The sequence below is a fragment of the Klebsiella sp. Sb-30 genome (assembly GCF_057652795.1).
This window is the reverse complement of record NZ_CM172749.1, coordinates 4,240,137-4,264,451: the sequence shown is the minus strand read 5'-3', so window position 1 is coordinate 4,264,451 and position 24,315 is coordinate 4,240,137. Positions and strand designations below refer to the sequence as shown.

Annotated in this window: 29 protein-coding genes; 13 read left to right on the top strand and 16 right to left on the bottom strand. The window is 50.8% G+C overall.

Features of this window, described 5'->3' with window-relative positions; all coding sequences use genetic code 11:
* Positions 1-49 precede the first annotated feature (49 nt).
* Together AC236I_RS19990 and AC236I_RS19985 are read right to left on the bottom strand one after the other, a co-directional pair.
* The gene (locus AC236I_RS19990; RefSeq protein ID WP_004858294.1) at positions 50-1,099 is read right to left on the bottom strand and encodes a LacI family DNA-binding transcriptional regulator; all 1,050 of its coding nucleotides are present in this window, start codon (positions 1,097-1,099) and stop codon (positions 50-52) included.
* A 411-nt stretch (positions 1,100-1,510) separates the two neighbouring features.
* The gene (locus AC236I_RS19985) at positions 1,511-2,104 is read right to left on the bottom strand and encodes a TetR/AcrR family transcriptional regulator (protein ID WP_054829166.1); all 594 of its coding nucleotides are present in this window, start codon (positions 2,102-2,104) and stop codon (positions 1,511-1,513) included.
* A gap of 140 nt (positions 2,105-2,244) precedes the next feature.
* On the opposite strand from AC236I_RS19985, the gene AC236I_RS19980 reads away from it, so the two are divergent.
* The 4 genes from AC236I_RS19980 to AC236I_RS19965 all read left to right on the top strand — a co-directional run bounded on the left by AC236I_RS19980 (position 2,245) and on the right by AC236I_RS19965 (position 5,911).
* Positions 2,245-3,300, top strand: a complete 1,056-nt coding sequence (locus tag AC236I_RS19980; protein WP_032716721.1) for a sugar phosphate isomerase/epimerase family protein — start codon at positions 2,245-2,247, stop codon at positions 3,298-3,300.
* 25 nt (positions 3,301-3,325) lie between these two features.
* Complete coding sequence (locus AC236I_RS19975; protein ID WP_214240943.1) at positions 3,326-4,222, top strand: alpha/beta fold hydrolase; 897 nt, start codon at positions 3,326-3,328, stop codon at positions 4,220-4,222.
* Positions 4,212-5,114 carry an alpha/beta hydrolase gene (locus tag AC236I_RS19970; RefSeq protein ID WP_134936902.1) on the top strand — a complete coding sequence of 301 codons (903 nt, stop codon included), beginning with the start codon at positions 4,212-4,214 and terminating at the stop codon, positions 5,112-5,114. Before AC236I_RS19975 ends, AC236I_RS19970 begins: the two co-directional genes overlap by 11 nt.
* A 410-nt stretch (positions 5,115-5,524) precedes the next feature.
* On the top strand, positions 5,525-5,911 hold the full coding sequence (locus AC236I_RS19965) for a hypothetical protein (protein ID WP_004858320.1): 387 nt from the start codon (positions 5,525-5,527) through the stop codon (positions 5,909-5,911).
* Between the two features lie 539 nt (positions 5,912-6,450).
* Here AC236I_RS19965 and AC236I_RS19960 read toward each other — a convergent pair.
* The 11 genes from AC236I_RS19960 to AC236I_RS19910 form a co-directional block, all read right to left on the bottom strand.
* Complete coding sequence (locus AC236I_RS19960; RefSeq protein ID WP_487608615.1) at positions 6,451-6,819, bottom strand: TA system toxin CbtA family protein; 369 nt, start codon at positions 6,817-6,819, stop codon at positions 6,451-6,453.
* A 20-nt stretch (positions 6,820-6,839) separates the two neighbouring features.
* Positions 6,840-7,196, bottom strand: a complete 357-nt coding sequence (locus tag AC236I_RS19955; protein ID WP_487608614.1) for a type IV toxin-antitoxin system YeeU family antitoxin — start codon at positions 7,194-7,196, stop codon at positions 6,840-6,842.
* A gap of 24 nt (positions 7,197-7,220) precedes the next feature.
* Positions 7,221-7,442: a DUF987 domain-containing protein gene (locus tag AC236I_RS19950; RefSeq protein ID WP_487608613.1), complete on the bottom strand. Its 222-nt coding sequence runs from the start codon at positions 7,440-7,442 to the stop codon at positions 7,221-7,223.
* Positions 7,439-7,981 carry a RadC family protein gene (gene radC / locus AC236I_RS19945; RefSeq protein WP_487608612.1) on the bottom strand — a complete coding sequence of 181 codons (543 nt, stop codon included), beginning with the start codon at positions 7,979-7,981 and terminating at the stop codon, positions 7,439-7,441. The genes AC236I_RS19950 and radC overlap by 4 nt, the downstream gene beginning before the upstream one ends.
* 12 nt (positions 7,982-7,993) lie before the next feature.
* Complete coding sequence (locus AC236I_RS19940; protein WP_487608611.1) at positions 7,994-8,437, bottom strand: antirestriction protein; 444 nt, start codon at positions 8,435-8,437, stop codon at positions 7,994-7,996.
* Between the two features lie 30 nt (positions 8,438-8,467).
* Entirely contained in the window at positions 8,468-9,289 is an 822-nt protein-coding gene (locus tag AC236I_RS19935) for a DUF932 domain-containing protein (protein WP_487608610.1), read from the bottom strand.
* A 120-nt stretch (positions 9,290-9,409) separates the two neighbouring features.
* Positions 9,410-9,874, bottom strand: coding sequence for a hypothetical protein (locus AC236I_RS19930; protein ID WP_487608609.1), 465 nt, complete (start codon positions 9,872-9,874; stop codon positions 9,410-9,412).
* A 25-nt stretch (positions 9,875-9,899) separates the two neighbouring features.
* On the bottom strand, positions 9,900-10,373 hold the full coding sequence (locus tag AC236I_RS19925; RefSeq protein ID WP_487608608.1) for a hypothetical protein: 474 nt from the start codon (positions 10,371-10,373) through the stop codon (positions 9,900-9,902).
* Between the two features lie 20 nt (positions 10,374-10,393).
* Positions 10,394-11,083 carry a WYL domain-containing transcriptional factor gene (locus AC236I_RS19920; protein ID WP_487608607.1) on the bottom strand — a complete coding sequence of 230 codons (690 nt, stop codon included), beginning with the start codon at positions 11,081-11,083 and terminating at the stop codon, positions 10,394-10,396.
* A gap of 214 nt (positions 11,084-11,297) precedes the next feature.
* On the bottom strand, positions 11,298-12,173 hold the full coding sequence (locus AC236I_RS19915) for a GTPase family protein (protein ID WP_487608606.1): 876 nt from the start codon (positions 12,171-12,173) through the stop codon (positions 11,298-11,300).
* Between the two features lie 126 nt (positions 12,174-12,299).
* Positions 12,300-13,406, bottom strand: a complete 1,107-nt coding sequence (locus tag AC236I_RS19910; protein WP_487608605.1) for a hypothetical protein — start codon at positions 13,404-13,406, stop codon at positions 12,300-12,302.
* A 490-nt stretch (positions 13,407-13,896) separates the two neighbouring features.
* Here AC236I_RS19910 and AC236I_RS19905 point away from each other — a divergent pair, with 490 nt between their 5' ends.
* The 9 genes from AC236I_RS19905 to AC236I_RS19865 all read left to right on the top strand — a co-directional run bounded on the left by AC236I_RS19905 (position 13,897) and on the right by AC236I_RS19865 (position 20,751).
* Positions 13,897-14,103, top strand: a complete 207-nt coding sequence (locus AC236I_RS19905) for a helix-turn-helix transcriptional regulator (RefSeq protein ID WP_487608604.1) — start codon at positions 13,897-13,899, stop codon at positions 14,101-14,103.
* Positions 14,104-14,199: 96 nt separating this feature from the next.
* Positions 14,200-14,793: a hypothetical protein gene (locus AC236I_RS19900; RefSeq protein ID WP_487608603.1), complete on the top strand. Its 594-nt coding sequence runs from the start codon at positions 14,200-14,202 to the stop codon at positions 14,791-14,793.
* 361 nt (positions 14,794-15,154) lie between these two features.
* Entirely contained in the window at positions 15,155-15,808 is a 654-nt protein-coding gene (locus tag AC236I_RS19895) for an inovirus Gp2 family protein (protein WP_487608602.1), read from the top strand.
* A gap of 473 nt (positions 15,809-16,281) precedes the next feature.
* Positions 16,282-16,605, top strand: coding sequence for an ArsR/SmtB family transcription factor (locus tag AC236I_RS19890; RefSeq protein ID WP_024273792.1), 324 nt, complete (start codon positions 16,282-16,284; stop codon positions 16,603-16,605).
* 1 nt (position 16,606) lies between these two features.
* Entirely contained in the window at positions 16,607-17,320 is a 714-nt protein-coding gene (arsH, locus tag AC236I_RS19885) for an arsenical resistance protein ArsH (RefSeq protein WP_487608601.1), read from the top strand.
* A gap of 8 nt (positions 17,321-17,328) precedes the next feature.
* Entirely contained in the window at positions 17,329-17,874 is a 546-nt protein-coding gene (locus AC236I_RS19880; protein WP_487608600.1) for a sigma-70 family RNA polymerase sigma factor, read from the top strand.
* Positions 17,875-17,949: 75 nt separating this feature from the next.
* Positions 17,950-18,312: an arsenic metallochaperone ArsD family protein gene (locus tag AC236I_RS19875; protein WP_024273795.1), complete on the top strand. Its 363-nt coding sequence runs from the start codon at positions 17,950-17,952 to the stop codon at positions 18,310-18,312.
* A 20-nt stretch (positions 18,313-18,332) separates the two neighbouring features.
* A complete protein-coding gene (arsA, locus tag AC236I_RS19870; protein ID WP_096965025.1) occupies positions 18,333-20,090 on the top strand; it encodes an arsenical pump-driving ATPase in 1,758 nt (585 codons plus the stop codon).
* A 124-nt stretch (positions 20,091-20,214) separates the two neighbouring features.
* The gene (locus tag AC236I_RS19865; RefSeq protein ID WP_024273797.1) at positions 20,215-20,751 is read left to right on the top strand and encodes a GNAT family N-acetyltransferase; all 537 of its coding nucleotides are present in this window, start codon (positions 20,215-20,217) and stop codon (positions 20,749-20,751) included.
* Between the two features lie 34 nt (positions 20,752-20,785).
* On the opposite strand, the gene arsC is transcribed toward AC236I_RS19865, so the two are convergent.
* From arsC to arsA (AC236I_RS19850), 3 genes are read right to left on the bottom strand one after another with little or no spacing between them, the layout of a single operon-like run.
* The gene (gene arsC / locus AC236I_RS19860) at positions 20,786-21,211 is read right to left on the bottom strand and encodes a glutaredoxin-dependent arsenate reductase (RefSeq protein ID WP_024273798.1); all 426 of its coding nucleotides are present in this window, start codon (positions 21,209-21,211) and stop codon (positions 20,786-20,788) included.
* Positions 21,212-21,223: 12 nt separating this feature from the next.
* The gene (arsB, locus tag AC236I_RS19855; RefSeq protein WP_024273799.1) at positions 21,224-22,513 is read right to left on the bottom strand and encodes an arsenite efflux transporter membrane subunit ArsB; all 1,290 of its coding nucleotides are present in this window, start codon (positions 22,511-22,513) and stop codon (positions 21,224-21,226) included.
* Positions 22,514-22,560: 47 nt separating this feature from the next.
* Positions 22,561-24,312 carry an arsenite efflux transporter ATPase subunit ArsA gene (gene arsA, locus AC236I_RS19850; protein ID WP_024273800.1) on the bottom strand — a complete coding sequence of 584 codons (1,752 nt, stop codon included), beginning with the start codon at positions 24,310-24,312 and terminating at the stop codon, positions 22,561-22,563.
* Positions 24,313-24,315 lie beyond the last annotated feature (3 nt).

Genomic DNA, 24,315 nt, shown 5'->3' with positions numbered 1-24,315 from the left:
GGCAACGTGTTCTTCTCCCGTCACAGGCACAAACACTGCGGCGCGAGAGTCAGACCTCGGGCGCATCGCGTACCGACTGACGGCACACCAGGGAAGGCGTAAACAAAAACTCCTGCGGCGGGAGGGAGGGGTTGTCCGTCCGCTCAATCAGGCGTTGTACCATGACCTCCGCCATATCACTCAGCGGAGGCATCACCGAACTTAATCTGGGATAAACCAGCCCGGAGAGCGGGATGTTATCGATGCCGATGATGGAGATCTCTCCCGGCACGCTAATCCCGGCTTCGTGCAGGCCGGCCATCAGCCCAATGCCGAGCGCGTCATTAATTGCCACAATACCGTCAGGACGGCGCGACTGGCGGCAGATTTTTTGCGCCAGCGATCGGCCCAGTTCGGTCATTTCCGCATCACCGTACGCCGCTTGCGTCTTCTCCTCGACAATCATGCCCTCACGAAATAGCCCGTGGCGTTGCACCGCGCTGAGAAAGCCTTCGATTTTATGGGCGCGGCTCGGGATCATACCGGCGACGGTGGCGAAGGTCAGGTGTCGGCACCCGCGCGCAATCAGATGCTCTGTGGCTAAACGTCCGGCTTCGACGTTATCCATGGATACGCTGTCGAGCGCCAGACCGCCGGAACCGGCGCTGGCCGGCATACGACTGTCGTAGTTGACCATGATCATGCCCTGAGAGGCGGCACGCACAAAATGCGGTTTTTCAATATCACCGGCGGCGACAATAATGCCGCGCACGCCGTGGGCAAACATATCTTCCAGAAAGGCTTCTTCTTCTTCAATCTGACGGTAGGTGTTACCAATCAGCACGCGATAAAAGCGCTTTTTTGCCGCCAGATCCACTTCACGGACCAGCGAGGCGAAGCTGGGGTTGACGATGGACGGAACCAGCAGGCCGATCATTTTGGCCTGGCCCGTTTTCAACTGCTGGGCGACGCGATTAGGAAAGTAATTGAGCGTTTGCATGCTTTGCTGGATACGCGCCAGCGTCTCTTCGCGCATCTGGTCGGTACGGCCATTGAGCACGTTGGATACGGTGCTGACGGACACGCCAGCATGCTTTGCGACATCGCGAATGTTTGCCATACATCTCCTTTGCAGCGGTGGGCGAGGCGCGGACGAGAGCGATTCTCCGCGCCGCTTTATACGGGGTCGACAAGCCTGATCCTGCATCGTTTTCTGATGAGGATCATCAACAATAACGGTTTAGTGTAACGTTACAGCTGGTGCTGTCAATGCGCTTGCAAACGGCAAGTGATGTCAGCCACGCGACTGCGCCCCAGGCTGCGGGAAACCGCAGGCCCTTTATTTAACCCGGTCCGACACACCGTCGGGGATGTTTCCCGTCGGCATAGCCATCCATGCAGACAGTGAGGAGGTGCGAAAGGAGACAAACGAGAACGGGTGGCGTCTCGTGGTCATCGTGAGGCCTCCCGACCTGCGATGGTAAACTAATGACCCGTTGATATTAAAAGATTTATTGCTGGCGATAATGCGTTATGCTGTGCACGGCAGCGCGTTAAGCGCGACGTTAACTGCCGCTAACAATCGCGCTTCTGAGACACCGTCGCGCGCCTGAACGGAAAGACCATGCAAAAAGACGGCGAAATAGTCTCCCAGACTGTCGGCATCGGTTGTATCCGGTAGCTCGCCGTTATCCGCCGCCTGTCTCAGTCGGTCGATGATCTGTTGCGTGCGTTGCAGGCGATGTTCGGCCAGCCAGGTTTTGATCTCATCATTTTCCGCGCTGACACTCGCGGCAGAGGCGACGACCATACATCCTCGCGGTAATTCCGCCTGGCTGTACAGGCGCACGGCGTCGACAAGCATCTTTTTGATCGCCTCCTGCACGTTGTTCTCAGCGGCGAAGGCCCGATCTGCAAACCCGCCTTCCTGGCTTTCATAATGGGCGATGGCCTGTCGGAACAACTGTTCTTTTGAACCGAACGCTTTGTAAATGCGCGCGGAAGCGATGCCAAGTTCTGCCACTAAATCCGACATTGACGTACCTTCATATCCCTGTCGCCAGAAGAGATTGCGCGCCTTCAAAAGCGCATATTCGCGATCAAATTCGCGCGGTCTGCCTGCCATTGTGCTGCTCCATTTTGCCTGCCGTTCAGTCACACAGGATCGCTTAAACCTGCGCTATTACCAAAGAATTTATAAATTTTTCTTGTGGTTCTCCGATTTTACTCCTATTGTTTGTCAATCGACAAACAATAGGAGTTTCGATGAAAACCATCAAAGGCCCAAGCCTGCATCTCGCCCAATTCAGTGATGGGATAGCCCCGTTCAACAGCTTGCCTGCGATTGCCCGATGGGCGTCGGAAACCGGCTTCAAAGCATTGCAAATTCCGGCATGGGATCGGCGTCTGTTTGATGTAGCCACCGCGGCGGAGAGCCAGACCTACTGCGATGACCTCACCGGAATGCTGGCGGAACATGGCCTGGTCGTCAGTGAACTGACCAGCCATATTTTCGGCCAGCTGATGGCGGTACATCCGGCTTACGACGCCATGTGCGACAGTTTTGCGCCGTCGGCACTGCATGGTGATCCGCAGGCGCGCGGTGAATGGGCGCGGCAGCAGCTGCTGTTGGCCGTCAAAGCCTCAGCACGGCTTGGTCTCAGCGAGCTCGGCACGTTCTCCGGCTCGCTGGCCTGGCCCTATCTGTTTCCGTTCCCGCAGCGTCCGGCAGGGTTAATCGAAGCGGCTTTCGACGAGTTGGCCAGACGTTGGCTGCCGGTACTCAATGCCTGCGATGAGCAGGGTATTAACCTGTGTTATGAAATCCACCCGTGCGAAGATCTGCATGATGGGGTGACGTTCGAAATGTTTCATCAGCGGGTAGGGGAACACCCTCGCTGTCAGGTACTTTTCGATCCCAGCCACATGGTGCTTCAGCAGCTTAACTATCTGGAGTTTATTGATATTTATAAAGATGTTATTGGCATGTTTCACGCCAAGGATGCCGAGTTTAATCCCACCGGTCGCCAGGGCATCTATGGTGGCTATCAATCGTGGATTGACCGTGCAGGCCGTTTTCGCTCGTTGGGGGATGGTCAGGTTGATTTTAATGGCATCTTCTCGAAGCTGGCACAATATGACTATTCCGGCTGGGCTACCCTGGAGTGGGAATGTTGCCTGAAACACCCGCAGGACGGCGCCCGGGAAGGTGCTGCCTTCATCCGCGACCACATCATTAACGTCACTGATAAAGTGTTCGACGATTTCGCCGGCGCACAGGTTAATCCTCATCAGATCAATACATTACTCGGCATTCGCTAAGCCGTAATATCACAGGGAGTCCCCCATGAAACAGCCATATGACGAGATCCTGGAACAGGATCCCGGGACGCAACACGTCTATACGAAGGTAAACGGACAACGCATCCACTGCGTTGTCGCAGGGAAAGGGCAGCCAGTCCTGCTGATCCCCGGATGGCCGCAGACCTGGTATACCTGGCGCCATGTTATGCGTGCGCTGGCCGCGGCTGGTTTTCAGGCGATAGCCGTAGACCCGCCCGGCATCGGCGATTCGGACAAACCGCGCGACGGTTACGACACCGGAAGTATCGCCGTGATGTTGCATACGATGATGACGCAACTGGGACATTCGCGTTACCGTCTGGTGGGGCACGATGTCGGCATGTGGATTGGCTACGCTATGGCGAGCGATTTTCCGCAGGCCGTCGAGCGCCTGGTGCTGACAGAAGCGGTGATCCCTGGTCTTGCTCCGCCACCGCCGATTTTTGTCGCGCCGGAGGAGAACATTTTTCTGTGGCACTTCATGTTCAATCAGTTGACTGATTTACCTGAAACCTTGACCTACGGGCGTGAATCACAGTATCTCAACTATATTTTCAACCGCTGGTCCCATCGCCGCGATCGGGTCGCCGCAGAGGTTTACATTGCCGCTTATTCGACTCCGGGTGGATTGCGAGCGGGCTTTGAGTACTATCGGGCGATCCCGGAAACCATTCGACAGAATCAATTACGCGCGCAAACGCCATTAACCATGCCGGTACTAACAATCGGTGCGGAGCACGCGACGGGCGATGCGCCGCTGGCCACCTTACGAGGCAACGCGCATGATTTGCGCGGCGAGACGGTGGTCGACTGCGGACATTTTATTACCGAAGAGTGCCATGAGGTTTTTATCGCGCTGATTGTGCCATTTCTGTCAGAGGGGACCTGTTATGCCGCTTGATAAGCGTATTGCCGAGTTTTTGGCCTCTTTGGCGGGAACACCGGCGCCCGTATCGCTGACCGATATGAGAATGGCGACAGAAACGGGTTTGCGCCAGCTGCAGGGCAAAGGGGAAATGAGCGGAGGTATTAAGGATTATATCGTTGTCGCTGATGACGGCCATCGCATTATGCTTCGCGCCTATAAGCCCGTAGCGGCAAATGACGGGAGCGCCCGGCCAGCAATGCTGTTTGCCCACGGCGGCGGTTGGTGTCTGGGGTCTCTGGCGCTGTACGATCAACCTTGCCAGGCATTGGCTAACGCGACGGGCCGGATAATTCTGTCGGTTGATTACCGGCTGGCGCCAGAATATCCGTTTCCTCGCCCCCTGGAAGATGTCTATCAGGCACTATGCTGGGTTTACGAGCAGGCGCATCGTCTGGGTATAGATGCCAGTCGGTTAGCGGTGGGCGGCGATAGCGCTGGAGGAAATATGGCTGCGGCTACGGCATTGTTGGCTCGGGACCGCGGGGGGCCTCATATCGAGCATCAGCTGTTGTTGTATCCAGCGTTAAGTCGCGATATGGCGACGGAGAGCTACCGGGAGTTTGCCGAAGGCTACTTTTTAACGCGAGATGCGATGGCGTTTTGCTGGGACAACTATCTTGGCCTGCGTCGTCATCCCTACGCCGAACCGCTGCATGCCGCTTCACTCAGCGGCTTACCTCCGGCCACCATTTTGAGCTGCGAATATGATCCGTTACGCGATGAGGCTGAAGATTATGCGCAACGGCTTCAGAAAGCTGGCGTTAAGGTGCGCAGCGAGCGATTGCAGGGGATGGTCCATGCCTGTATCCATATGTCAGGTCTGACCCCGGCGGCAGGCCAGCTATTCGAGCTCGCCCGCGGTTAACGGAAGGCGTGCAGCCAAAAAAGCACATTGCAACGGCGCGGCCGGTGGTTTACAGCCGCGATAATCATCCGCTCAGGCATTTTTGCCCTGCCGATTTTCAGCTCGCATTAGCTGTAATCAGTGCCGGTTCAACCCCACAATGCCTGCAAATGGACCGGCATTTTCCGCCCCGACATGCATCGCAATTTTACTTAACATGTTGAGCCGCTCTGACGGTTTAATCTCAGCGACTGGCTGCGCCTGCATACGGGAAAATAGCGTTGGAAATGTCTCTATGATGGCGGAGGCATCTGGTGCCGATGTAAGCATCCCTGCTCCCTCTGATAAATAGCAGTGTCTGTGATGCATCATTGAACGTTACTGAAAGCGTGGATAGAATTAAGAAAACTCTTATAAATGGAATGGCGTTTATGGTTAAGAAAATCTCATGGCTGGGCTTGTCGGTACTTCTTCTGTCACAGGTTGCTATTGCAGAAAATTCAAGTAACTGGATTTCGGTTGCATCTAATGACACCACTGAGTATTCAGCTAAAAAGGGTACTTTCAAAAACATCAAAGGCGAGTCATCTATCCTTATGATGTTCGATAACAAAAGCGATAAGACAATCAAATACTACAAAGTCAGCATCAAAAATGCGGATTGTGACAATGGCTTCGGAAAGCTGAGTTTCTTCGGTATGGATGGGAGATTAGATTTTCAGGGCGATTACGTAGCCGATGGTAACAGCGTTGGTGCTGGCATGGGGGATTTTATCTGTGGCGTGAGAATTGCGGCCGCAAACGCACAAAATAGCTAATATATCAGGGGCGTTGGTTATCATCGCCTCTCTGTTAACTCCTCCTCTGACTTCCTCCTCTGCTGATTCATTTAGGTATACCTCAGGAAGCACTGTAAGGGGCATCGGAGCTGAATGCGTAACTTTTAAGCGTTTATTGGGCAATTTTGAGACATTGGAAGTCATCAGCTTCGAGTTGAGCTTGCACCTGTTCGAGCGGTACAACGACAGGCCGTTACAGTTAACATCCCAATTGCCATATCAACCATAACGGCAGCTATGAGGGATGATTTACCGATTCTTATAGATGAATTAAAGGCAGGCCTTTAAGTTTAACATATTGATTTATAAGGATCTTTAAGTGATGGTGCGATAATAGGAACATAACACACCGCATATTCCCTTTGATAAATATAGATATTTTCTTGTTTCATCTTTATAAATGCCCCCTTTTGTGCCCCCACCTTGTTTTTCATGCGACTCGATGAGCCTTTCACCGAGTAGCCAATATCACCAATTTTTTCACAGACTATAAATTTTCTCGGCTCTTGAAGTCTTTCTCACTGCCGCGATCGGCTAAGAACAATATTACTTACTTCCCGATACGAACAACTGTTCATTAATCCGCATGCTCTCCTGGCATGAAGGATATCTGTCACGGTCAAATATGGCGCTTGTTCCTGTGAGGTAAATCCTGTGCGATCGATACGTACTAACTCATACTTTTCTACCAGAAAGTTAACGGCATTAGCCAGAGTGATACCGGCATCGATATGTTCCTGTATAACGGTTTCATCACAGAACGGCGTATCGTTCAGGGTCAGACCATAGTGTTTTTCCAGCAGGCGTGTAAGTAGCATTTGCCAGACTGCAACGGGCGACAGACATGGCTTCGCCGCCCGCATGTTTCTTGCAGGTAGAAATTTCATTTTTGCTCTCGTGTATTTAATTAGCGTTGAGTTGGGTAAACGGCGATGTATACGTAGCCGCAACTACCAAGTGTGTCAGCTTCGCAAGTGAGCCCATTGTGATATAGCCTGACGCAGTGCTGATACTGGGGATTGAGCTCGCCGCTGGTCAGCATTAGTTCCAGTTGTTTGAGTATCAGGGGAAAAGCCTGGTCCAGGCGCAATGCATACTTGTCGCTGAAAGCACCGTTAAACCCGGCCCGGTCAGCAAGAAAATGCAGGCGGTTGCCTTCCTGCACTAGACGAGCGCCAAAACAGGGGGGGATCGTACTCTGTAGTCCCCACTGCTGGCAGGCGGGATTCTCAGGCTTGGTACCGGATTCTGAGTAATTGTTCATTATTGTTCCTGATTAAAGGAAAGATTAATTAAGAGTAACGCTTCGAAGAATGACATAGGGACCATTGCGGTCCTGACGACGTTCAGCAAATACGGCCAGAACGCCGCATAGGTCCTCCACCTCGCGGCCAGCATAATGGCAGATACTGCCAGACCATTTATATTTGCCGGTACAGAAGCGAAACAGCCGAGAGCCAGGATGTTGCCGGTACAGGGTCATTGCCTGGCGTTTGCTTATGATTTTCATATCCAGCCTCGCTCTGCGAACGATACAATGCCCTCTGAACCGATGACCAGATGATCGAGCGTGTTCACATCAACCAGTGCTAGCGCTTCTTTAAGCCTGCCCGTAATGTTGCGATCGCATTGACTGGGCTTCGGGTCACCGGATGGATGGTTATGCGCCAGTACGACAGCTGCAGCATTGAAGCGAAGCGCTGACTTCACTACCTCACGGGGATGGACCTGGACATGGTTAATCGAACCGGCAAACAGCGTTTCGCTCTCCAGTAAACAGTGCTGGTTATCGAGATAGAGCACCATAAACACTTCCCGCTCCTGTCCGGCCAGCTGTAACCGAAGCCAGTCACGGGCAGCAGTACTTGAGGTAAAGGCTATTCCAGGCTGGCGCAGATATTTATCCAGCAGGTTGATAGCCCGGCGGATGGTCCGTTGGGCATAAGGTGTCAATCCGGATGTCGCTGGGAGCAGGCAACCATGCTGGGTCATAACCGCCAGCGGAAAGAGTTCAGGCTGAGATGACAGCGGGGATAATGCGGTATTCATGTCAGGCATTCCTCAGTCGATGAGATGCATAATGGCGCTGCACTCTGGATGGTGTAACGCGAAGTCACGTAAGCGATAATAGTGCTCAGTCATCGCATCACATTCGGTACGACAGGCGTGGTGGCTGTAAGCCATCAGACAGGCGACTATCCCTGCCGCTTCGCCAGTAAGTTCCGCGCCGTTGCCGTTCATGCTGTTGAACAATGCCCACGTCTTATCGTGCTCTGACTCAGGAGCCATGAAAGCACCGCCGTTGCTGAGCGTCGAAAAGTTCCAGATACCACCGTGGTAATCGGCACACAGACGGTCCATCCAGCCAAAGATTCGGGGCTCAAGGGTTATCCATTGTGGGATGGAGCCAAAGTGCTGCGGCCAGAAGCCGATGCGTAGTTCGTCAGAAATCGGTGATGCAGTAATTGCTGTCTGCTCAGCGAACTCAAGGTTTTGTGTATCCATTAAACTATCTCTTTATGTTGGTGTTGTTGTTTAACGCCCGAAAAACTCGAGCATGTTTTCTGCCATCACCCACAGGGCACGATTGAGCTTCACATCGCCATCAATACCGGTAACGGCACGGGTGCGACTGCTTTTCCCCTGTGCGGTTCGCCCTGACAATCCACCTTTCATCAGGTTCTCCTGCACGCGCTGGTAGACAGTCCACAGGTCATCGCTGTAGTCCTCCCGACGACGCGGAGTCAGCAACTGCGATACCGTGACCGGCTGGTGGTCTTCACCAAAGCGATACTTCAGCGCGGCATTCGCCAGCGCGTGACGGGCCGGGGCTGGTAGCGTCAGCGAATGCATCGCATCGCGTTTCTCCTCCACACGGTCAAATACGCCGAGCACTTCGTAAGCCCCTTCAATCACCTTCTCGACGACATTACCTTTATGCGGCACCCGCACTTCGCCGAATGACTGGCCGCAGACAAGACCGTTAGTACAAACGCCACGAAATAGCCCCGGCAGCATCTGGTAGCTTGATGAGCCGTCATGGCTGTTGAGAAGAATGATTTCCGGCACCTGATGCCCGGTCAGTTGACCGGCACGACGCAGGCGAAGCATGTGTTTGGTGTGCTCCCGCTTACTCTGGTCGCGAACCTTTGTCTGGCAGGCAAAGAACGGCTCAAAGCCTTCCCGCTGCAGACTTTCAAGGATGGTGATGGTCGGGATGTAGGTATAACGGTCTGAACGAGATTCATGTTTGTCACTCCCGAACACACTGGGGACATGACTCATCAGCTCTTCGTGTGTCAGTGGCCGGTCACGGCGTATCTGGTTGAGACGGCCAAAACGGCTGGCTAATCGCATGGTTAACTCCTTATCTGATAATGAAATAAAAACAAAAAAGGCCATGTTCCCGAAGGAGCATGGCCTGTTGCTATCTGGTGTTGGTGCGTAGCGGGCTGGAGAGATCTGAAATGTGAATAATTAATCGCTGTAGTGTGTGGTCCGACACTCACTGAGGTCAGATAGTTCTTTTTGCGTATTCTTCAGACCCGGACTAAAGGAGCCAACTTTGTTATTGTTGACGTAAACATCGAACGTTGCGGCGTCACCGATAGCATCAATAAACTGAATCCACGCATTATCCCCATTTCGCCAACCCAGCGAGGAGGGTAAATGAAACTGTCGGTCATTCATTACAACCGTTACTGCTGTTTTGTCATCATGTGAATCAACACGAGTACCGTCAGGTAAATCGATGAGTACATTATGTTGTAAAGTGTTCTGTTCATCAGGGTTTATCGTGCAGTTAAGGTTAAAAACGACACTTTCAGAGCTGGTAATCAAGTATTCTGTTATGCCTTGACCAAAGCCGCTGGTCCACATATTTGGGATAGCAGAGGCTGTCAATGGAAATAATAATGCAATTATTAATGATGACTTTTTCATATTTATTCCTTGTCTGGAAGACAATTTATTTTGAATCAGGCCATTTATAACGAAACACTTCCTTTCCGTTATATAGCCCTACCATATCCTCAAACTGGGGTCTTTTAACATTAGGGCGAAAGGTCACTTTCATGTCTGGGCTGCACATATCTCTGGTTGTTACCTTAGATGTAGCATCAGGCGTTATGGTATAACCCGTTGCAATGTAATCAGTAGCACTATTGTTGTCACCAGGGTTGATCCATCCCCAAATGCCAGCTTTGCAATCTTTTAACGGAGCTGAACGTACCAGGATAAATCCGCCTGAAGCATCAATTTCAGTAGCTTTACACAATTTCCGCACTTGATGGTAAGCATCACACCAAAATTTGTTGCCACTCTTATTATTCACCACAGCAGGTAATATCCCTTTATAAATACTGGATGCCTCCGCAAAACCTGACGTGATTAACCCAATGTAGATACCAGGTATTAATAGCACTAATTTTATTTTTTTCACTTCATTATCCTTTTATTTGGCTAAAGCGTTTTAGTACTGAAGGCAGATATAATGTCATTGATACATTGAAAGTAAGGTAAAGCTTGAAGGAAATCCGGGCGGGACAGAATGTCGCGCACGGAGGTGTCGGGGGCAAAATTGTCGGGATGGAGCGTGACCGCACGGATATCTGTCAGCGGCAGCGCGATAATGCGGGCCTGATGCGTTCCTGTCAGATACCAGCCGCCGTCATGCAGCACCAGACGGTAGGGGGCTATATCCGCATGACAGCATCCGTTACCGCGCAGGGTCACTTTCCTGTATTCCGAGATACCACTTACCAGCCGGGTAAAAACTCCGCTGTCGGTGACTGGCAACGAGGAATGTTTCTGCCAGATAAGACAGGGGGACTCACCAGGTCCGCCAAGCAGGGAGGTGACCAGATGACTGTCCAGTCCCGGAAACAGGATCTCAACTCCCGACTGTCGGGCAAAGGTCATTACTGCCAGCTCCCGTTGGCGGTTGCCGGAAAGCAGACGACACCGGCCCTGTCGGTACTCCAGGTCCAGATACATCAACCGTTCACGAAAATCCCGGCGCAGGGTACGGACCGACACACCAAACTCTGCGGCTAGCTTGTGCATATCCAGCGTCTCGCCTGCCACCAGGCGACCGATAATCATCGACAACCTGACGGCAAGCCGATCATGGCGGCGTGCAGTCTGAGTCATAAGGCTTTGTTCTCCGATGAGCTAATGGACTGAAAAGATGCGGTTTAGTGTAACAAGGACGTAAGGCAGGGTATGGACACGCCAGTACGATTTTTTAAATCGATCGAAGTCAGGAATGGTGCGGCTTTCCAGAACATGCTGGTCGTCAGTACGATGAAAAACAGCTGCTAACGGACAGGGTATGTCCGCACGCTATTGGCATAACAGCGAAACGTCAGAAGAAAATCCAGTTCCAGACTGCGCGGGCAACCGACACGACGACATCACGTACATTGTTTATAACGTTTCGGACAGGGGGCGGAAGTAAATGCGATGATGCAACGAAATCAAACACGCTGCCCACCGCGCAACCAAAACTATCTCTGGCCTGCTTTTTTACCGGTTCAGTACAGAGCTTCTTGTGCAGTTGTGTCGTCAGTGGGCTGGTGGCCCTGTCAGGCAGGCTGCGCATCATGCACTGCACCATCGCTTCCATCCCCCAACCGGTTCGGGCCGACACGACACAGACCGGATGATGCGACAGGAACAGTTGCTGTACTGCGCTCCGCTTAGCCTCAATAGTCAACTGTTGGTCCGGAGATGGTGTATTGCTGGTGGTATTCCACTGATGACAGGGTTCAGCCTTATCAGCCTGATTCAAGACAAACAGAAACCGACGCTGGCAGCCCACCATAACTTTTCGATAAAAATGCTCATCTACCGACAGAGCGCGATCATCCGTTTTAATAACCCACAGCACTAAATCCAGTTCAGGCAGGATACGACGATACAGTGCGGAGTATTCTTCATCGCGTTGCTGACTTTCCCCCACGCCCGGTAAATCAACAATCATCAGACTGTGGTTGCTATTATGGAGCCGGAAGCGCAGCACATCGCGGGTACAGGCCCCCACATCGCTGACCGGCGTAACCTCCCCCTGGAACAGGGCATTGCATAGACTGCTCTTACCCGCACCGGTTTTGCCCATGATCCCGATTACGGGTTCGTAGTGAGTGATAGTTTGAATATGTTCAAGAATAGGTTTGACGATAGCATGGGGTAGTGATGCCAGCGGCCTTTCGATGGCCTGAAGAGCTTCAGATTTTTTCATACAAATATCTCGATGTGAAAACAACAATCCCCGCGATCCGTTGAAGAACGCGGGGGGATTCACAGCGATAATATCTATCTGAAATTATTTGGGGTGATGCCTTGTTACTGCTGCATCAAGTTATAATTACAGGGCTTTACGCTTCGCTTCATGAAAAGCTTTGTCAATCAGTTCGTTAAGAATGTCCTTTGATGTGGTTTTCTCTATGCTGGCAATAAACTCCAGTTTTTTTTGAGCCGCTCTAGTTAGCCTGGCGGCAACAGGATCCTTTGCTCTTCGGGCTCTTCTTTCCCTTTGATCCCATGCCTTTTTTAGCTCATCAAGGAGAACCGTTTTGTGTTCAATTTCTTTTTTGCTCGTTCCCATGCGATCAGAAAATAATTTATCTGGATTGCGCTTTGGATTTTTCTCCGTTAAATAATCTAGCTGTTCTATTGACCACCCTTTCCAGTTATCGAACGTCGCGATAATAAAATGCCATTGTTGACTATGATCCCGAGGTTGAAATGGAATGCCAACACAGCGCTTATGCATTTCATCCCAAAGCCACTGGCAATGTTCTTTATTTTTACTGTTAAGCCAGGAAAAAGGTGACGGGAATCTTTTGAATTGTATTCCCCACAAAGAAGTGATATCCGATATTATCTTCAATATCTCTCGATCAGAATGATATCTAAGAAGTAACTGGTCAATAACGCTAAAGAAGCTGTTGCGTATATTGATGGAATTTTTAACATTTGAGTTGGTGACGCCGTCTGCAAACATTAAATCTGCCGGTGGAAATTTGTTATTGCTTTTACTATCGCCAACAATTTTATTATCAACCAAACCAATGTTAATCTCTGTAACATCATCCGAGGTTTTTATTTTTTCGCTAGCTACTTCAATATCCAGCCCTTCATTAATCTGCCGTTTTAATTCGCTAGGTAAATCTTGAGGTGGAGAGAAAAAACTAGCGTCAGTCTGATATAAAGGGCTATCAAGCGTTAACGCAAGTGTTCCCCAGCCACTTTGAGGCTCGCTTAGAGCAGTATCATTGTTATTCTGTTTAACTCTACTGCGTTCCGCCCATCCTGAAAATTCTGTAGTTAAATGGAACAAAAAAAAGTGACATGCTCTATGGTCTTTTTTTAACCATGTCATTTCTTTTTCCAACCCTTTTACCACCCTGAATTTTCTTTGATATCGATTTTCGTTCTCACTTTTATCACTAACTTCAGTTTTTTTGTTCACGATCATCACCTTTGCAAATGATTGTTATTTTCAATTGGTGATGTAATGCACTGCCTTTACCACCAAAAATGTGGGTTCAGCATAAGATTTCTTGTAAAGAAATCAAACGTAATTCATAGAAAATTCAATTCAAATACATAGAAAATACGTAGGGTAATTCAGAGGTGAATGTCTGGTTTTACGGGGGTAAGGGTAGCTTTATTGCGTTTAAGACACAATCATTGCATGTGAGTGCTTTCTATACGGACATTACCTTTTAGAAAAAAAAGACTATCAATGAGGAGTAGCTTTTTGCAACGACGCCTGGTTTGCAGTGGCTCCGCCAAAGACAAAAGAAGGTAGCGCGCATCGGCAAGCATGGTTTTGGAGTGATAATGGTAGGTAAATGGTCCTCTCTTTTTTTACGTTTCCCTCGGTTGGTATGTCGGAGCAGTGGTCGTTATCAAACATCACGAATCCGGCTTACCTTTCATAACCGGAGATACAAATCATGACTACGCGTCCCTCACTTACCGAAGACCAGTTCGTTGACATGGCTTTTATCACCAGTCTGCTCCAGATGACAGACAAGTGGATATTTAAGCTCATTAAGGACGGAGCCTTTCCCAAGCCCATAAAGTTGGGGAGAAGCTCCCGATGGTTAAAAAGCGAAGTCGAAAACTGGCTACAGGAACGAATCGACCAGTCCCGTAAATAACCTCCCGCCAGATTAAACCCTCAGCAGAATAATGACTTCCCGGTTTCTCCGGAGGTTTTCTGCTTTCTGTAATTTAAGCCAGAAGGAATATGAACCATGAAAGATTACAAACCTCGTTACGAAGAACTATATAAATATTATCAGGTCTGGTTGACCGATTTTACGAAGCTGACGGTCAGATCAGGTATGTGCCACCAGAATATCTACCACCATCATACCCTAACGGTTGGCAGCCTTAAGTTTCTGGGTGAGGACGAGGTTATTGCTATTGTCCCCCAATGCCTGCATCGGATTATTTATGGCAGAGCAGCAGCCCCACTGACTGTTAATGATGACCTGAGCGTCAGTTTATTTACCCAGGAGCATCTGCTGGCTCACCATCCCATGCTGGAGGGGATTTTGCTGTCTGAGTGCGTGCGTTTAAAACAGCGTCCTCTGGCAAATAAGCTCATCAGTTTGTTCCGGCAATTCAGCGGTAGCGAGCTGCGTCTGAAGCTGGTCTGGCTGTGCTGGTACGATTTGATGCTGGGTAATTGCCTTGATGACTGGACCGACAATCTCAGGTTCAAAAAAGACAAAGAGATAGATATCTGGGTCAATGACCGACAGGCAGAAAACCTTGCGCTGGCCAGTCTGATGGATGAGTATGTCTGCTTTGCCTGGAGGACAACTTCCGAACCACTGGGCTAATCCCCTCAGATACATTGTAGCCCACCTGACTCCATCGAAATTCATTATTTTATGAGACAACTAACTTCGGAGTGATGTTAGTCCAAAAAACAGCCACCCAAGCCATACACAGCAAGGCTTACCGGCGTTAGCCTGCGTCGGATAGGTAATATATACTTTTAATACAACCACTTAATAACACCTCAGATATGAGTAATGTTCTGTAGTCATAACAGTCACTGGTCAATCAGCCAAGAGCACCTGTGTTCTGCATGACCATCAGCATTACCTCCCTGAATCCCCCATTTAAACCACTATGTCAGCCTGTCTCACGGGGCAGCATCGTGCCTGCTGCCCCGTGAGACAGGCTGAGGAAACCACTATGTTTTTATTTGATGATACTAAGCCTATGAAGCTCGACCCAAGCCAGGCACCTTTCAACGTGCTTTATCTACAAAGAGTTGCTGAAGTGCTCTGTCACGCACTGCAGGACCATCCGCAAACCACAGTTATCAGGGTGGATCTGCACTTACCGGAAGACGGGGATGTGGGCGACAGTATTATCAGCGATGCTGATTTAAGCCAGGGGCTAATGTCCCGTTTTATCGACTCACTGAAAGCTCAAATAGTCGCTTACCGACACCAAAAAGCCAGAGAAGGTAAACGCTGCCATCGCACTTCAGTTCGCTATGTCTGGGTGTTGGAGCAGCCTGAACTTGATGGCAAGAAGCATTACCACCTGGCTCTCCTCGTCAACACCGACACATTCAATGCTCTGGGAAGCTACGATGAACAGGGGAAAGGTTTGGCATCCCTGATTCAGAACGCCTGGCTGAGTTCAATGAAGAAACGAGACTGGTCTGAATATCTTACGTTAGTCCATTTTCCGGATAACCCTCTGGCTTTCCTGGATCTCAATAAGCAGGATTTCAGAAAAAAACTGGAGGCACTGACTTTCCGTCTGAGCTACATGGCAAAACATCGCACCAAGCGCTATAGCAGTACCGAACGCTCATTCGGCTGCAGCCAGGGTTGATATTCCCTACATCCGTTTTGCTGGTGGCGATTTATTTACGCCAGCATCTCATCGTGTGAGAACCACACCACAATATCCCTCGCAACATCTTTAAACCTTCCAACCGCATGGCTTTTGTCTGCCCTTCAGGGACGGCTTATGCCTGCGTGTTGGTTGGATGGAGCCTAGAATATGTTCGCCAAATCCTTTCTCACTCTCGACGGTAATGGTCGTCTGACAGGTGCCAGAACGTTAATGCCTTAGCTGCCAAACAGGGCGTTTTTAGCCTCAAGCTGAGTGCAGAATCATGCTATGTGTGATGCCCTACCAGCAGTGGAACAGCCCTTCAACTCTGGCTAAACATAGTAACCACTGGAACCTCCGTTGCAGATTAAGTCGTTTCTCCAGCTCGACTCTCAGGCATGTTTACTATGGTTTCTTGGGAAAATAAGTTATTATTTCCATAATTCCGGAAATATAGAAATGAGATGCAAATGGAGCTTTCGAAAGCAGCAGAAACCCTGAAAGAGCTGGGTCATCCTACGCGCCTGAGCTTGTATAGAGAGCTGGTTAAAGCCGGGCATGAAGGTTTACCGGTTGGCGAGCTGCAGAAGCGGCTCGAAATCCCAGCGTCTACGCTGAGCCATCATCTTTCCTCGTTGATATCAGTTTCTCTGATACGACAGGAACGTCAGGGCAGAACGCTCTTTTGCCATGCTCGATATGAAAACCTTGAGGCTCTGATTGCCTTCCTGACAGAAGAATGCTGCTCAGGGACTGACGACTGCCTCACCATGCCCCAGAAGACGGAGAAGTAAAATGACAGGTGATCTTAAGAATGTTGATTCGGGTTTGTTCGACACTTCAGTCACAGAGGCAAGATTAGGTGTTCCTGCCGTTCCCCATCCTCCACGCATCCTCATGTTGTACGGCTCTGTGCGCGAACGTTCCTACAGCCGACTGGCAACGGAAGAAGCGGCAAGGTTACTGACCGCCATGGGCGCAGAAGTGCGGATCTTCAATCCTTCTGGCTTGCCTCTTCCTGATGATGCGCCTGACTCGCATCCTAAAGTCATGGAACTGCGCGAGCTGGTTCGTTGGTCTGAAGGGATGGTGTGGTGTTCCCCTGAACGCCATGGTGCGATGACCGGCATCATGAAAGCCCAGATTGACTGGATACCACTTTCGGAAGGCGCTGTTCGCCCTTCTCAGGGGAAAACGCTGGCCGTAATGCAGGTCTGCGGTGGCTCTCAGTCTTTCAATGCCGTAAACCAGATGCGCATTCTTGGCCGCTGGATGCGGATGATCACCATCCCGAATCAGTCCTCTGTGGCAAAAGCCTGGCAGGAGTTTGATGAAGATGGACGCATGAAGCCGTCATCGTACTACGACCGTATCGTGGATGTGATGGAAGAACTGGTGAAATTTACTCTGCTGACCCGAGGTAACTCAGCCTATCTCGTTGATCGCTACAGCGAACGAAAAGAGTCTGCAGAAGAATTTTCCCGGCGGGTTAATCAGAGCAAAATTTGAGGGCTGGTATGAGTGATGTAACGGCATTCAACAATTGCATGAGCGTGTTCTGGCGGCAACATGAAGCCGAACTATCTCGCTTCCTGACATCGAAGACAGGTGATAGCCAAAAAGCAGCAGACCTACTGCAGGAACTATTCCTGCGTGCCCGCGCTCATTCAGACAGTTTCTGCAAGATGGAGAATCCGCGAGCCTGGCTATATCGGGCGGCGAGAAATCTACTGATTGATGAGTACCGCACCACCAGGGAATTCGTTGAGCTGGAAGAAGATGCCCCATTAATTGATGCATCCCCTGATGCAATCTCAACGCTGGATATTTGCCTGCCTGAAACATTACAGGCTTTATCCGAAGATGAGCGGTGGTTGATTGAAGAGTCCGACCTTAACCGGCGTCCCCAGCAGTCTCTGGCCGATGAACTTGGAATCTCGCTTACGGCGTTTAAATCCCGTTTGCTACGGGCCAGAAAGCACCTGAAAGAAACGATGACAGAACTTTGTCAGATTGAGGCGGATGACACGTCTCCCGTCTGCTGCCACAAAAAAATGAATTAATCGCGCATCTTTTTCCCACCACCTTCGTTTACCTCAGTGTAAAGCCAAATGACTAAACACTGAGGTAAACACTCCATGTCAAAAATTGAGATCTTTGAAGCTGCAGGCTGCTGCGCAACCAGTAGCGTTGTGGTCAGTGACGAAGCCGTCAAATGGAACGCCAGCGCCGAATGGGCAAAAAAAAATGGCGTCGATATTCAGCGCTACAGCCTTGCGAAAAACCCGCAGCAGTTCCTGAATAACCCTGTCATCAAAGAGTTTCTGAACACTTCGGGACTAGAGTCCCTTCCAGTGACCTTGCTCGACGGCAAGCTCGTAATGGCAGGCAAACTCCCGAATCGTGAAGATATCGCCCGTTGGGCCGGTATTCAGCTTCCTCAGGACTGGAGTGAAGACAGCACGCAACCAAGCTGCTGCTGCATTCCACGTATGCCTTAATTACAGAGGAGCTATCACTGATGAATATGCCATTTTTAAAAGACATTCCCCCGTTCATCTTCTTCACCGGTAAAGGTGGAGTAGGTAAAACATCCCTCGCTTGTGCTACTGCGGTATGGCTGGCCGATCAGGGTAAGAGAACGCTTCTGGTGAGTACCGATCCGGCTTCCAATGTCGGTCAGGTATTTAGCCAGACTATCGGCCACCGAATAACAGATATCAGTACCGTCCAAAATCTTGCGGCGATGGAAGTTGACCCGATGGCTGCAGCGCAAGCCTATCGTGACCGAGTGCTCGACCCTGTTCGCGGGCTGATGCCTGCCGATGTAGTCAGCAGTATTGAAGAGCAACTCTCCGGTTCTTGCACTACGGAAATCGCGGCATTTGATGAGTTTACTGGTCTTCTTACCAACCATGAGTTGCGGGAAAAGTATGACCATATCGTATTTGATACTGCGCCAACCGGTCATACCATCCGTATGCTTGAGCTGCCAGGAGCCTGGAGCGGTTATCTCGAAGCGAACCCTGATGCTGCCGCTAACCTCGGGCCGCTGGTGGGGCTGGAGAAACAACAGCACCAGTACTCAGACGCGGTTAAGGCGCTCTCTGATACTGCACTCACGCGTCTGGTTCTGGTTGCCCGCGCCCAGGCTTCGACACTGAAAGAAGTCTCTCATACGCACGACGAGCTGTATGCAATCGGTTTGCAGCATCAACACCTTGCCATCAATGGCGTGCTGCCGCCGTTTGCAGGTGAAAATGATCCACTGGCACAAAGTATTCTGGCTCGGGAAGAAAAAGCATTACAGGCAATGCCAGAGAACCTGGCGAACCTTCCCCGCTCGCAGCTGTATCTGAAGCCATTTAATCTGGTCGGTCTGGAAGCCCTGCGGGAGCTATTTACGGAGAGCAAAGCCTCACCGGTTCTGGCTGCTACCACGCTGAATGCTCTGGATTTACCGAAACTTGCCTCGCTGGTAGATGAACTCAGCCAGACAGGTAAAGGGCTGATAATGACGATGGGTAAAGGCGGAGTGGGTAAAACGACCGTAGCGGCCTCGGTAGCGGTATCGCTGGCTAAGCGCGGTCACAAGGTCCACTTGACCACATCCGACCCGGCAGCTCATCTGTCTTATACGCTGGATGGCTCGCTACCAAATCTTCAGGTCAGCCGTATCGACCCGAAGGTAGAGACGGAACGCTATCGTCGCTTTGTTCTGGAAAATCAGGGGAAAGGGTTAGATGCAGAAGGGCTGGCGGTGCTGGAGGAAGATCTCCGCTCACCCTGTACTGAAGAGATCGCCGTCTTCCAGGCATTCTCGCGGATCATCAAAGAGGCCGATGACCATTTTGTCATTATGGACACAGCGCCAACAGGTCACACGCTTCTGCTACTGGATGCAACAGGAGCCTATCACCGGGAAATGGTGCGCCAGATGGGGCAAACGCATGATCATGTGTTGACGCCAATGATGCAATTGCAGGACCCGGAGAAGACGAAGGTGATTATCGTAACGCTTGCCGAAACGACACCTGTACTGGAAGCAGCAAACCTGCAGCAGGATTTGCGTCGGGCCGGAATTGAACCATGGGCATGGGTAATCAATAGCAGTCTGGCTGCTGCGAAACCATCCTCACCGTTCCTCGTAACCCGAGCCAGTCGCGAACTGCCGCTGATAAAAGACGTTACAAAGCAGTTTGCAAAGCGTATTGCATTAACACCACTGCAGAACGAAGAGCCAGTGGGTGCGACTCTGCTGGCAAAAATGGCAGACTAATAGATGGGGCCGCGGCCCCATCTTCTGTAGCCAAACTTTTGCTTATACAGATTATAAGTTTAAGTGCTTAACCTGCTGTCGCGAATTCCGGTAGTTTGTAAAACACCATTACTGGAGCAATTCGATGCACATTATCAAAGCTGAAGAACAGCACATTACCGCGATACGCAATATCTATGCTCACCATGTTCTGCATGGTACAGGTAGCTTCGAAACCGAACCTCCGGATACGCAGGAAATGCTTAACCGACTAAGGAGCATTCAGTCTCGAGGATTCCCATGGTATGTCGCCCTGCAGGGCGATACGATCATCGGCTACTGTTATATTTCCCGTTACCGCGAACGCCATGCTTATCGGTTCACGGTTGAAAATTCGATATATATTGATCCGGCTTATCAGCGACAGGGGGTCGGAAAAGCACTGCTCGATCATGCATTAAAATGGGCCGAATCTCAGGGATATCGTCAGATGATTGCTGTTGTGGGTGACAGCGCTAACGTCGCTTCTGTTGCGCTGCATATTCGCGCAGGATTTACTGAAATAGGCACATTAAAGGACATTGGTTTCAAACATGGCCGCTGGCTTGACACGGTTTTGCTGCAAATGAAACTTGGTGAAGGGAATAGTACTCTGCCAGAAGATTCAGATCTTATGCTCTGAGGCAGGAATAAGGGGGCGTCTGCCCCCCTTATGTTTATTTCAATCGCTTACCTGTTTCATCAACGACTTTCTCGCCGTCTTCCTTAGCAAATTCGCCTTTTTGCGCATCCGGAAGAATATCCAGTACCACTTCGGAAGGGCGGCAAAGGCGCGTTCCCAACGGTGTCACCACAATCGGGCGGTTAATCAGGATCGGATGCTGAAGCATAAAATCGATTAACTGATCGTCAGTAAACTTGTCTTCGGCAAGCCCCAGTTCTTCATAAGGCTCGACATTTTTACGCAGCAGCGCCCGTACTGTAATCCCCATATCTGCGATAAGTTTGACCAACTCATCGCGTGACGGTGGATTTTCAAGGTAATGAATAACGGTCGGTTCATTACCGCTGTTGCGGATCATCTCCAGCGTATTACGCGACGTGCCGCAGGCCGGGTTGTGATAAATGGTGATGTTGCTCATATCAGTATCTCATTACAAAGTGAAAGAGAGACGTAGCGCCAGCGCTGCCAGCGTTACAAACAGCACAGGCAGAGTCATGACGATCCCGGTGCGGAAATAGTATCCCCAGGTGATGGTCATATTCTTCTGTGAAAGGACATGCAGCCAAAGCAGCGTTGCCAGGCTACCAATAGGTGTAATTTTAGGTCCCAGATCGCAGCCAATCACGTTGGCATAAATCATCGCTTCTTTGATAACGCCTGTTGCGGTGCTGCCATCAATAGAGAGAGCGCCAACCAGCACGGTAGGCATGTTGTTCATGATGGAAGACAGGAAAGCCGTCAGGAAGCCAGTACCGAGCGTCGCGGCCCAGAGTCCTTTATCCGCCAGTACATTCAGCACACCAGAAAGGTATTCGGTTAGCCCGGCGTTGCGCAGACCGTAGACCACCAGATACATCCCCAGCGAGAAAATAACGATCTGCCAGGGTGCCCCACGCAGCACTTTACCGGTATTAATGGCATGGCCTCGTTTCGCCACGGTAAACAGTATTACCGCCCCTACCGCGGCAATCGCGCTAACGGGAATACCGAGCGGCTCAAGGACAAAGAACCCAACCAGCAGAAGAATTAAAACTATCCAGCCGGTTCTGAAGGTTGCCAGATCTTTAATCGCCTTTGCCGGTGCTTTCAGGAGAGCCAGGTCGTAAGTCGGTGGAATATCTTTGCGGAAGAACAGATGCAGCATCACCAGCGTGGCGATAATAGCGGCAATATCCACCGGCACCATTACCGACGCATACTCAGTGAAGCCCAGTCCAAAGAAGTCCGCCGAGACTATATTCACCAGGTTCGACACGATAAGCGGCAGGCTGGCCGTATCGGCAATAAAACCGGCAGCCATGACGAATGCCAGCGTGGTGCCTTTGCTGAACCCTAATGCCAGCAGCATGGCGATGACTATCGGCGTCAGAATAAGTGCCGCACCATCGTTGGCAAACAGTGCCGCCACCGCCGCACCGAGCAGAACGATATACGTAAAGAGCAAACGTCCACGACCGTTACCCCAGCGGGAAACGTGCAGCGCTGCCCATTCGAAAAAGCCGGACTCATCAAGCAGCAGGCTGATAATAATTACGGCAATAAAGGTCGCCGTCGCGTTCCAGACGATATTCCACACCACCGGAATATCGCCCACATGCACAACGCCAGATATCAGAGCCAGGCCCGCGCCCAGCATTGCACTCCAGCCGATCCCTAATCCCTTTGGTTGCCAGATAACCAAAACAATGGTCAGGACAAAAATAGCGCCTGCCAGTAACATAAAACCTCCTGACAGGGCGACTTTGCCGCCCTGTATATGCAAAAAAATTAACTCATCAACTCTCTGAGCTTTTCAATACCAGCGGGCTCTGACGCCAGCACCGGAACAAGCGCTATACGGTTAGCGTACTGATTCTTAACAGCCTCAATCTGAGGCTGTTCCTGATGAGCGCGCTGGCAAAGCAACGGAGAACGCGTATCCGCAATGGAAAGGCTGTTATTGATAATCCAGCCCCACGGATGAATTCCCGCTCTTTCAAGATCAGCCTGCAGGTTTGCCGCTTCCAGCACCGGTGTGGTTTCAGGAAGCGTAACCAGCAGAACTTTGGTTCGTTCCGGGTCCTGAAGCTGCATCATGGGGGTAGTAAAATGACCTTTACTCCCCATTTTTTTGGCAATCTCTCGGTGGTAAGCCCCGGTCGCATCCAGCAGCAACAGCGTGTGTCCGGTAGGGGCGGTATCCATAACAACAAAGCGCTTACCCGCTTCACGAATCACGCGGGAGAAGGCCTGAAACACGGCAATTTCTTCAGTACAGGGAGAGCGTAAATCCTCTTCCAGTAGCCGTTTCCCTGCTTCGTCCAGATCTCTTCCCTTCGTCTCAAGAACATGCTGGCGATAGCGTTCGGTTTCATCGTGAGGGTTGATGCGGCTGACCTGCAGGTTTTTGAGGCTGCCGTTCAGCGTTGTACTCAGGTGCGCAGCAGGATCAGAGGTCGTGAGATGCACGTCAAATCCCATGTCTGCCAGCCTGACGGAGATGGCAGCAGCCATCGTGGTTTTCCCTACGCCACCTTTGCCCATCAGCATAATCAGGCCGTGTTCACTGCGGGCGATATCATCGACCAGGCCAGAGAGCGATAAGTTTTCAGGCGTGTACAGGACGTTCGTTACCGGGAGCGGTAATGCCTCAGAACGGGTATCCAGCAGTCCCTTCAATGCTGAAACACCAACCATATTGACTGGCTGTAGTAATAGGGTATCTGTCGGTAGCTCAGATAAACCGGCAGGAAGATTTGCCAGTGCCTCCTGCTCACGTTGCCATATCGCAGCGGCCAGGGCGTCATATTCAGTTTCGGCTTTAGGCAGCACACCATTAATCACCAGATACTGGTTTTTCAGGCCAATTGCAGCCAGTTCTTCATGGGTGCGGGCGACTTCCTGCAGCGTAGATTTTTGCAGTCGTGCAACCAGAACCAGGCGGGTACGTTCAGGATCGGATAACGCCTCTACTGCATGAGCATACTGCTCACGCTGCTTTTCCAGCCCGGCCATTGGGCCAAGACAGGAAGCACCATCTGGATTACTTTCAATGAAGCTACTCCAGGCACCGGGAAGCTGGAGAAGGCGAATCGTGTGGCCCGTCGGCGCTGTATCAAAAATGATGTGATCGAAGCGGGTCAGCAGGGAAGCGTCTGTCAATAAGCCGGTGAACTCATCAAACGCTGCAATCTCAGTGGTACAGGCTCCTGAAAGCTGCTCGCTGATACTGTTAACAACATCATCAGGCAGAAGACCTTTGATAGGATCAACGATTCTGGCGCGGTATTGCTGGGCAGCTTCCTGCGGGTCAATCTCCAGAGCAGAAAGCCCAGGAACTGCCGTTACAGGGTGAATGGTGTTACCGATAGCCTGATCGAATACCTGGCCGACATTGGAGGCCGGATCGGTACTGACCAGCAAAACCCGCTTACCCTGTTCGGCAAGGCGGATAGCCGTCGCGCAGGAAATAGAAGTTTTTCCTACACCTCCCTTACCGGTAAAAAACAGGTAAGGCGGGATATTCTGTAAGAATTTCATATG

What these genes read in the sequence shown, in the direction of transcription:
- AC236I_RS19990 (WP_004858294.1), bottom strand. Translation starts at nt 1,099, where the DNA reads ATGGCAAACATTCGCGATGTCGCAAAGCATGCTGGCGTGTCCGTCAGC.
- AC236I_RS19985 (WP_054829166.1), bottom strand. Translation starts at nt 2,104, where the DNA reads ATGGCAGGCAGACCGCGCGAATTTGATCGCGAATATGCGCTTTTGAAG.
- AC236I_RS19980 (WP_032716721.1), top strand. Translation starts at nt 2,245, where the DNA reads ATGAAAACCATCAAAGGCCCAAGCCTGCATCTCGCCCAATTCAGTGAT.
- AC236I_RS19975 (WP_214240943.1), top strand. Translation starts at nt 3,326, where the DNA reads ATGAAACAGCCATATGACGAGATCCTGGAACAGGATCCCGGGACGCAA.
- AC236I_RS19970 (WP_134936902.1), top strand. Translation starts at nt 4,212, where the DNA reads ATGCCGCTTGATAAGCGTATTGCCGAGTTTTTGGCCTCTTTGGCGGGA.
- AC236I_RS19965 (WP_004858320.1), top strand. Translation starts at nt 5,525, where the DNA reads ATGGTTAAGAAAATCTCATGGCTGGGCTTGTCGGTACTTCTTCTGTCA.
- AC236I_RS19960 (WP_487608615.1), bottom strand. Translation starts at nt 6,819, where the DNA reads ATGAAATTTCTACCTGCAAGAAACATGCGGGCGGCGAAGCCATGTCTG.
- AC236I_RS19955 (WP_487608614.1), bottom strand. Translation starts at nt 7,196, where the DNA reads ATGAACAATTACTCAGAATCCGGTACCAAGCCTGAGAATCCCGCCTGC.
- AC236I_RS19950 (WP_487608613.1), bottom strand. Translation starts at nt 7,442, where the DNA reads ATGAAAATCATAAGCAAACGCCAGGCAATGACCCTGTACCGGCAACAT.
- radC (WP_487608612.1), bottom strand. Translation starts at nt 7,981, where the DNA reads ATGAATACCGCATTATCCCCGCTGTCATCTCAGCCTGAACTCTTTCCG.
- AC236I_RS19940 (WP_487608611.1), bottom strand. Translation starts at nt 8,437, where the DNA reads ATGGATACACAAAACCTTGAGTTCGCTGAGCAGACAGCAATTACTGCA.
- AC236I_RS19935 (WP_487608610.1), bottom strand. Translation starts at nt 9,289, where the DNA reads ATGCGATTAGCCAGCCGTTTTGGCCGTCTCAACCAGATACGCCGTGAC.
- AC236I_RS19930 (WP_487608609.1), bottom strand. Translation starts at nt 9,874, where the DNA reads ATGAAAAAGTCATCATTAATAATTGCATTATTATTTCCATTGACAGCC.
- AC236I_RS19920 (WP_487608607.1), bottom strand. Translation starts at nt 11,083, where the DNA reads ATGACTCAGACTGCACGCCGCCATGATCGGCTTGCCGTCAGGTTGTCG.
- AC236I_RS19915 (WP_487608606.1), bottom strand. Translation starts at nt 12,173, where the DNA reads ATGAAAAAATCTGAAGCTCTTCAGGCCATCGAAAGGCCGCTGGCATCA.
- AC236I_RS19905 (WP_487608604.1), top strand. Translation starts at nt 13,897, where the DNA reads ATGACTACGCGTCCCTCACTTACCGAAGACCAGTTCGTTGACATGGCT.
- AC236I_RS19900 (WP_487608603.1), top strand. Translation starts at nt 14,200, where the DNA reads ATGAAAGATTACAAACCTCGTTACGAAGAACTATATAAATATTATCAG.
- AC236I_RS19895 (WP_487608602.1), top strand. Translation starts at nt 15,155, where the DNA reads ATGTTTTTATTTGATGATACTAAGCCTATGAAGCTCGACCCAAGCCAG.
- AC236I_RS19890 (WP_024273792.1), top strand. Translation starts at nt 16,282, where the DNA reads ATGGAGCTTTCGAAAGCAGCAGAAACCCTGAAAGAGCTGGGTCATCCT.
- arsH (WP_487608601.1), top strand. Translation starts at nt 16,607, where the DNA reads ATGACAGGTGATCTTAAGAATGTTGATTCGGGTTTGTTCGACACTTCA.
- AC236I_RS19880 (WP_487608600.1), top strand. Translation starts at nt 17,329, where the DNA reads ATGAGTGATGTAACGGCATTCAACAATTGCATGAGCGTGTTCTGGCGG.
- AC236I_RS19875 (WP_024273795.1), top strand. Translation starts at nt 17,950, where the DNA reads ATGTCAAAAATTGAGATCTTTGAAGCTGCAGGCTGCTGCGCAACCAGT.
- arsA (WP_096965025.1), top strand. Translation starts at nt 18,333, where the DNA reads ATGAATATGCCATTTTTAAAAGACATTCCCCCGTTCATCTTCTTCACC.
- AC236I_RS19865 (WP_024273797.1), top strand. Translation starts at nt 20,215, where the DNA reads ATGCACATTATCAAAGCTGAAGAACAGCACATTACCGCGATACGCAAT.
- arsC (WP_024273798.1), bottom strand. Translation starts at nt 21,211, where the DNA reads ATGAGCAACATCACCATTTATCACAACCCGGCCTGCGGCACGTCGCGT.
- arsB (WP_024273799.1), bottom strand. Translation starts at nt 22,513, where the DNA reads ATGTTACTGGCAGGCGCTATTTTTGTCCTGACCATTGTTTTGGTTATC.
- arsA (WP_024273800.1), bottom strand. Translation starts at nt 24,312, where the DNA reads ATGAAATTCTTACAGAATATCCCGCCTTACCTGTTTTTTACCGGTAAG.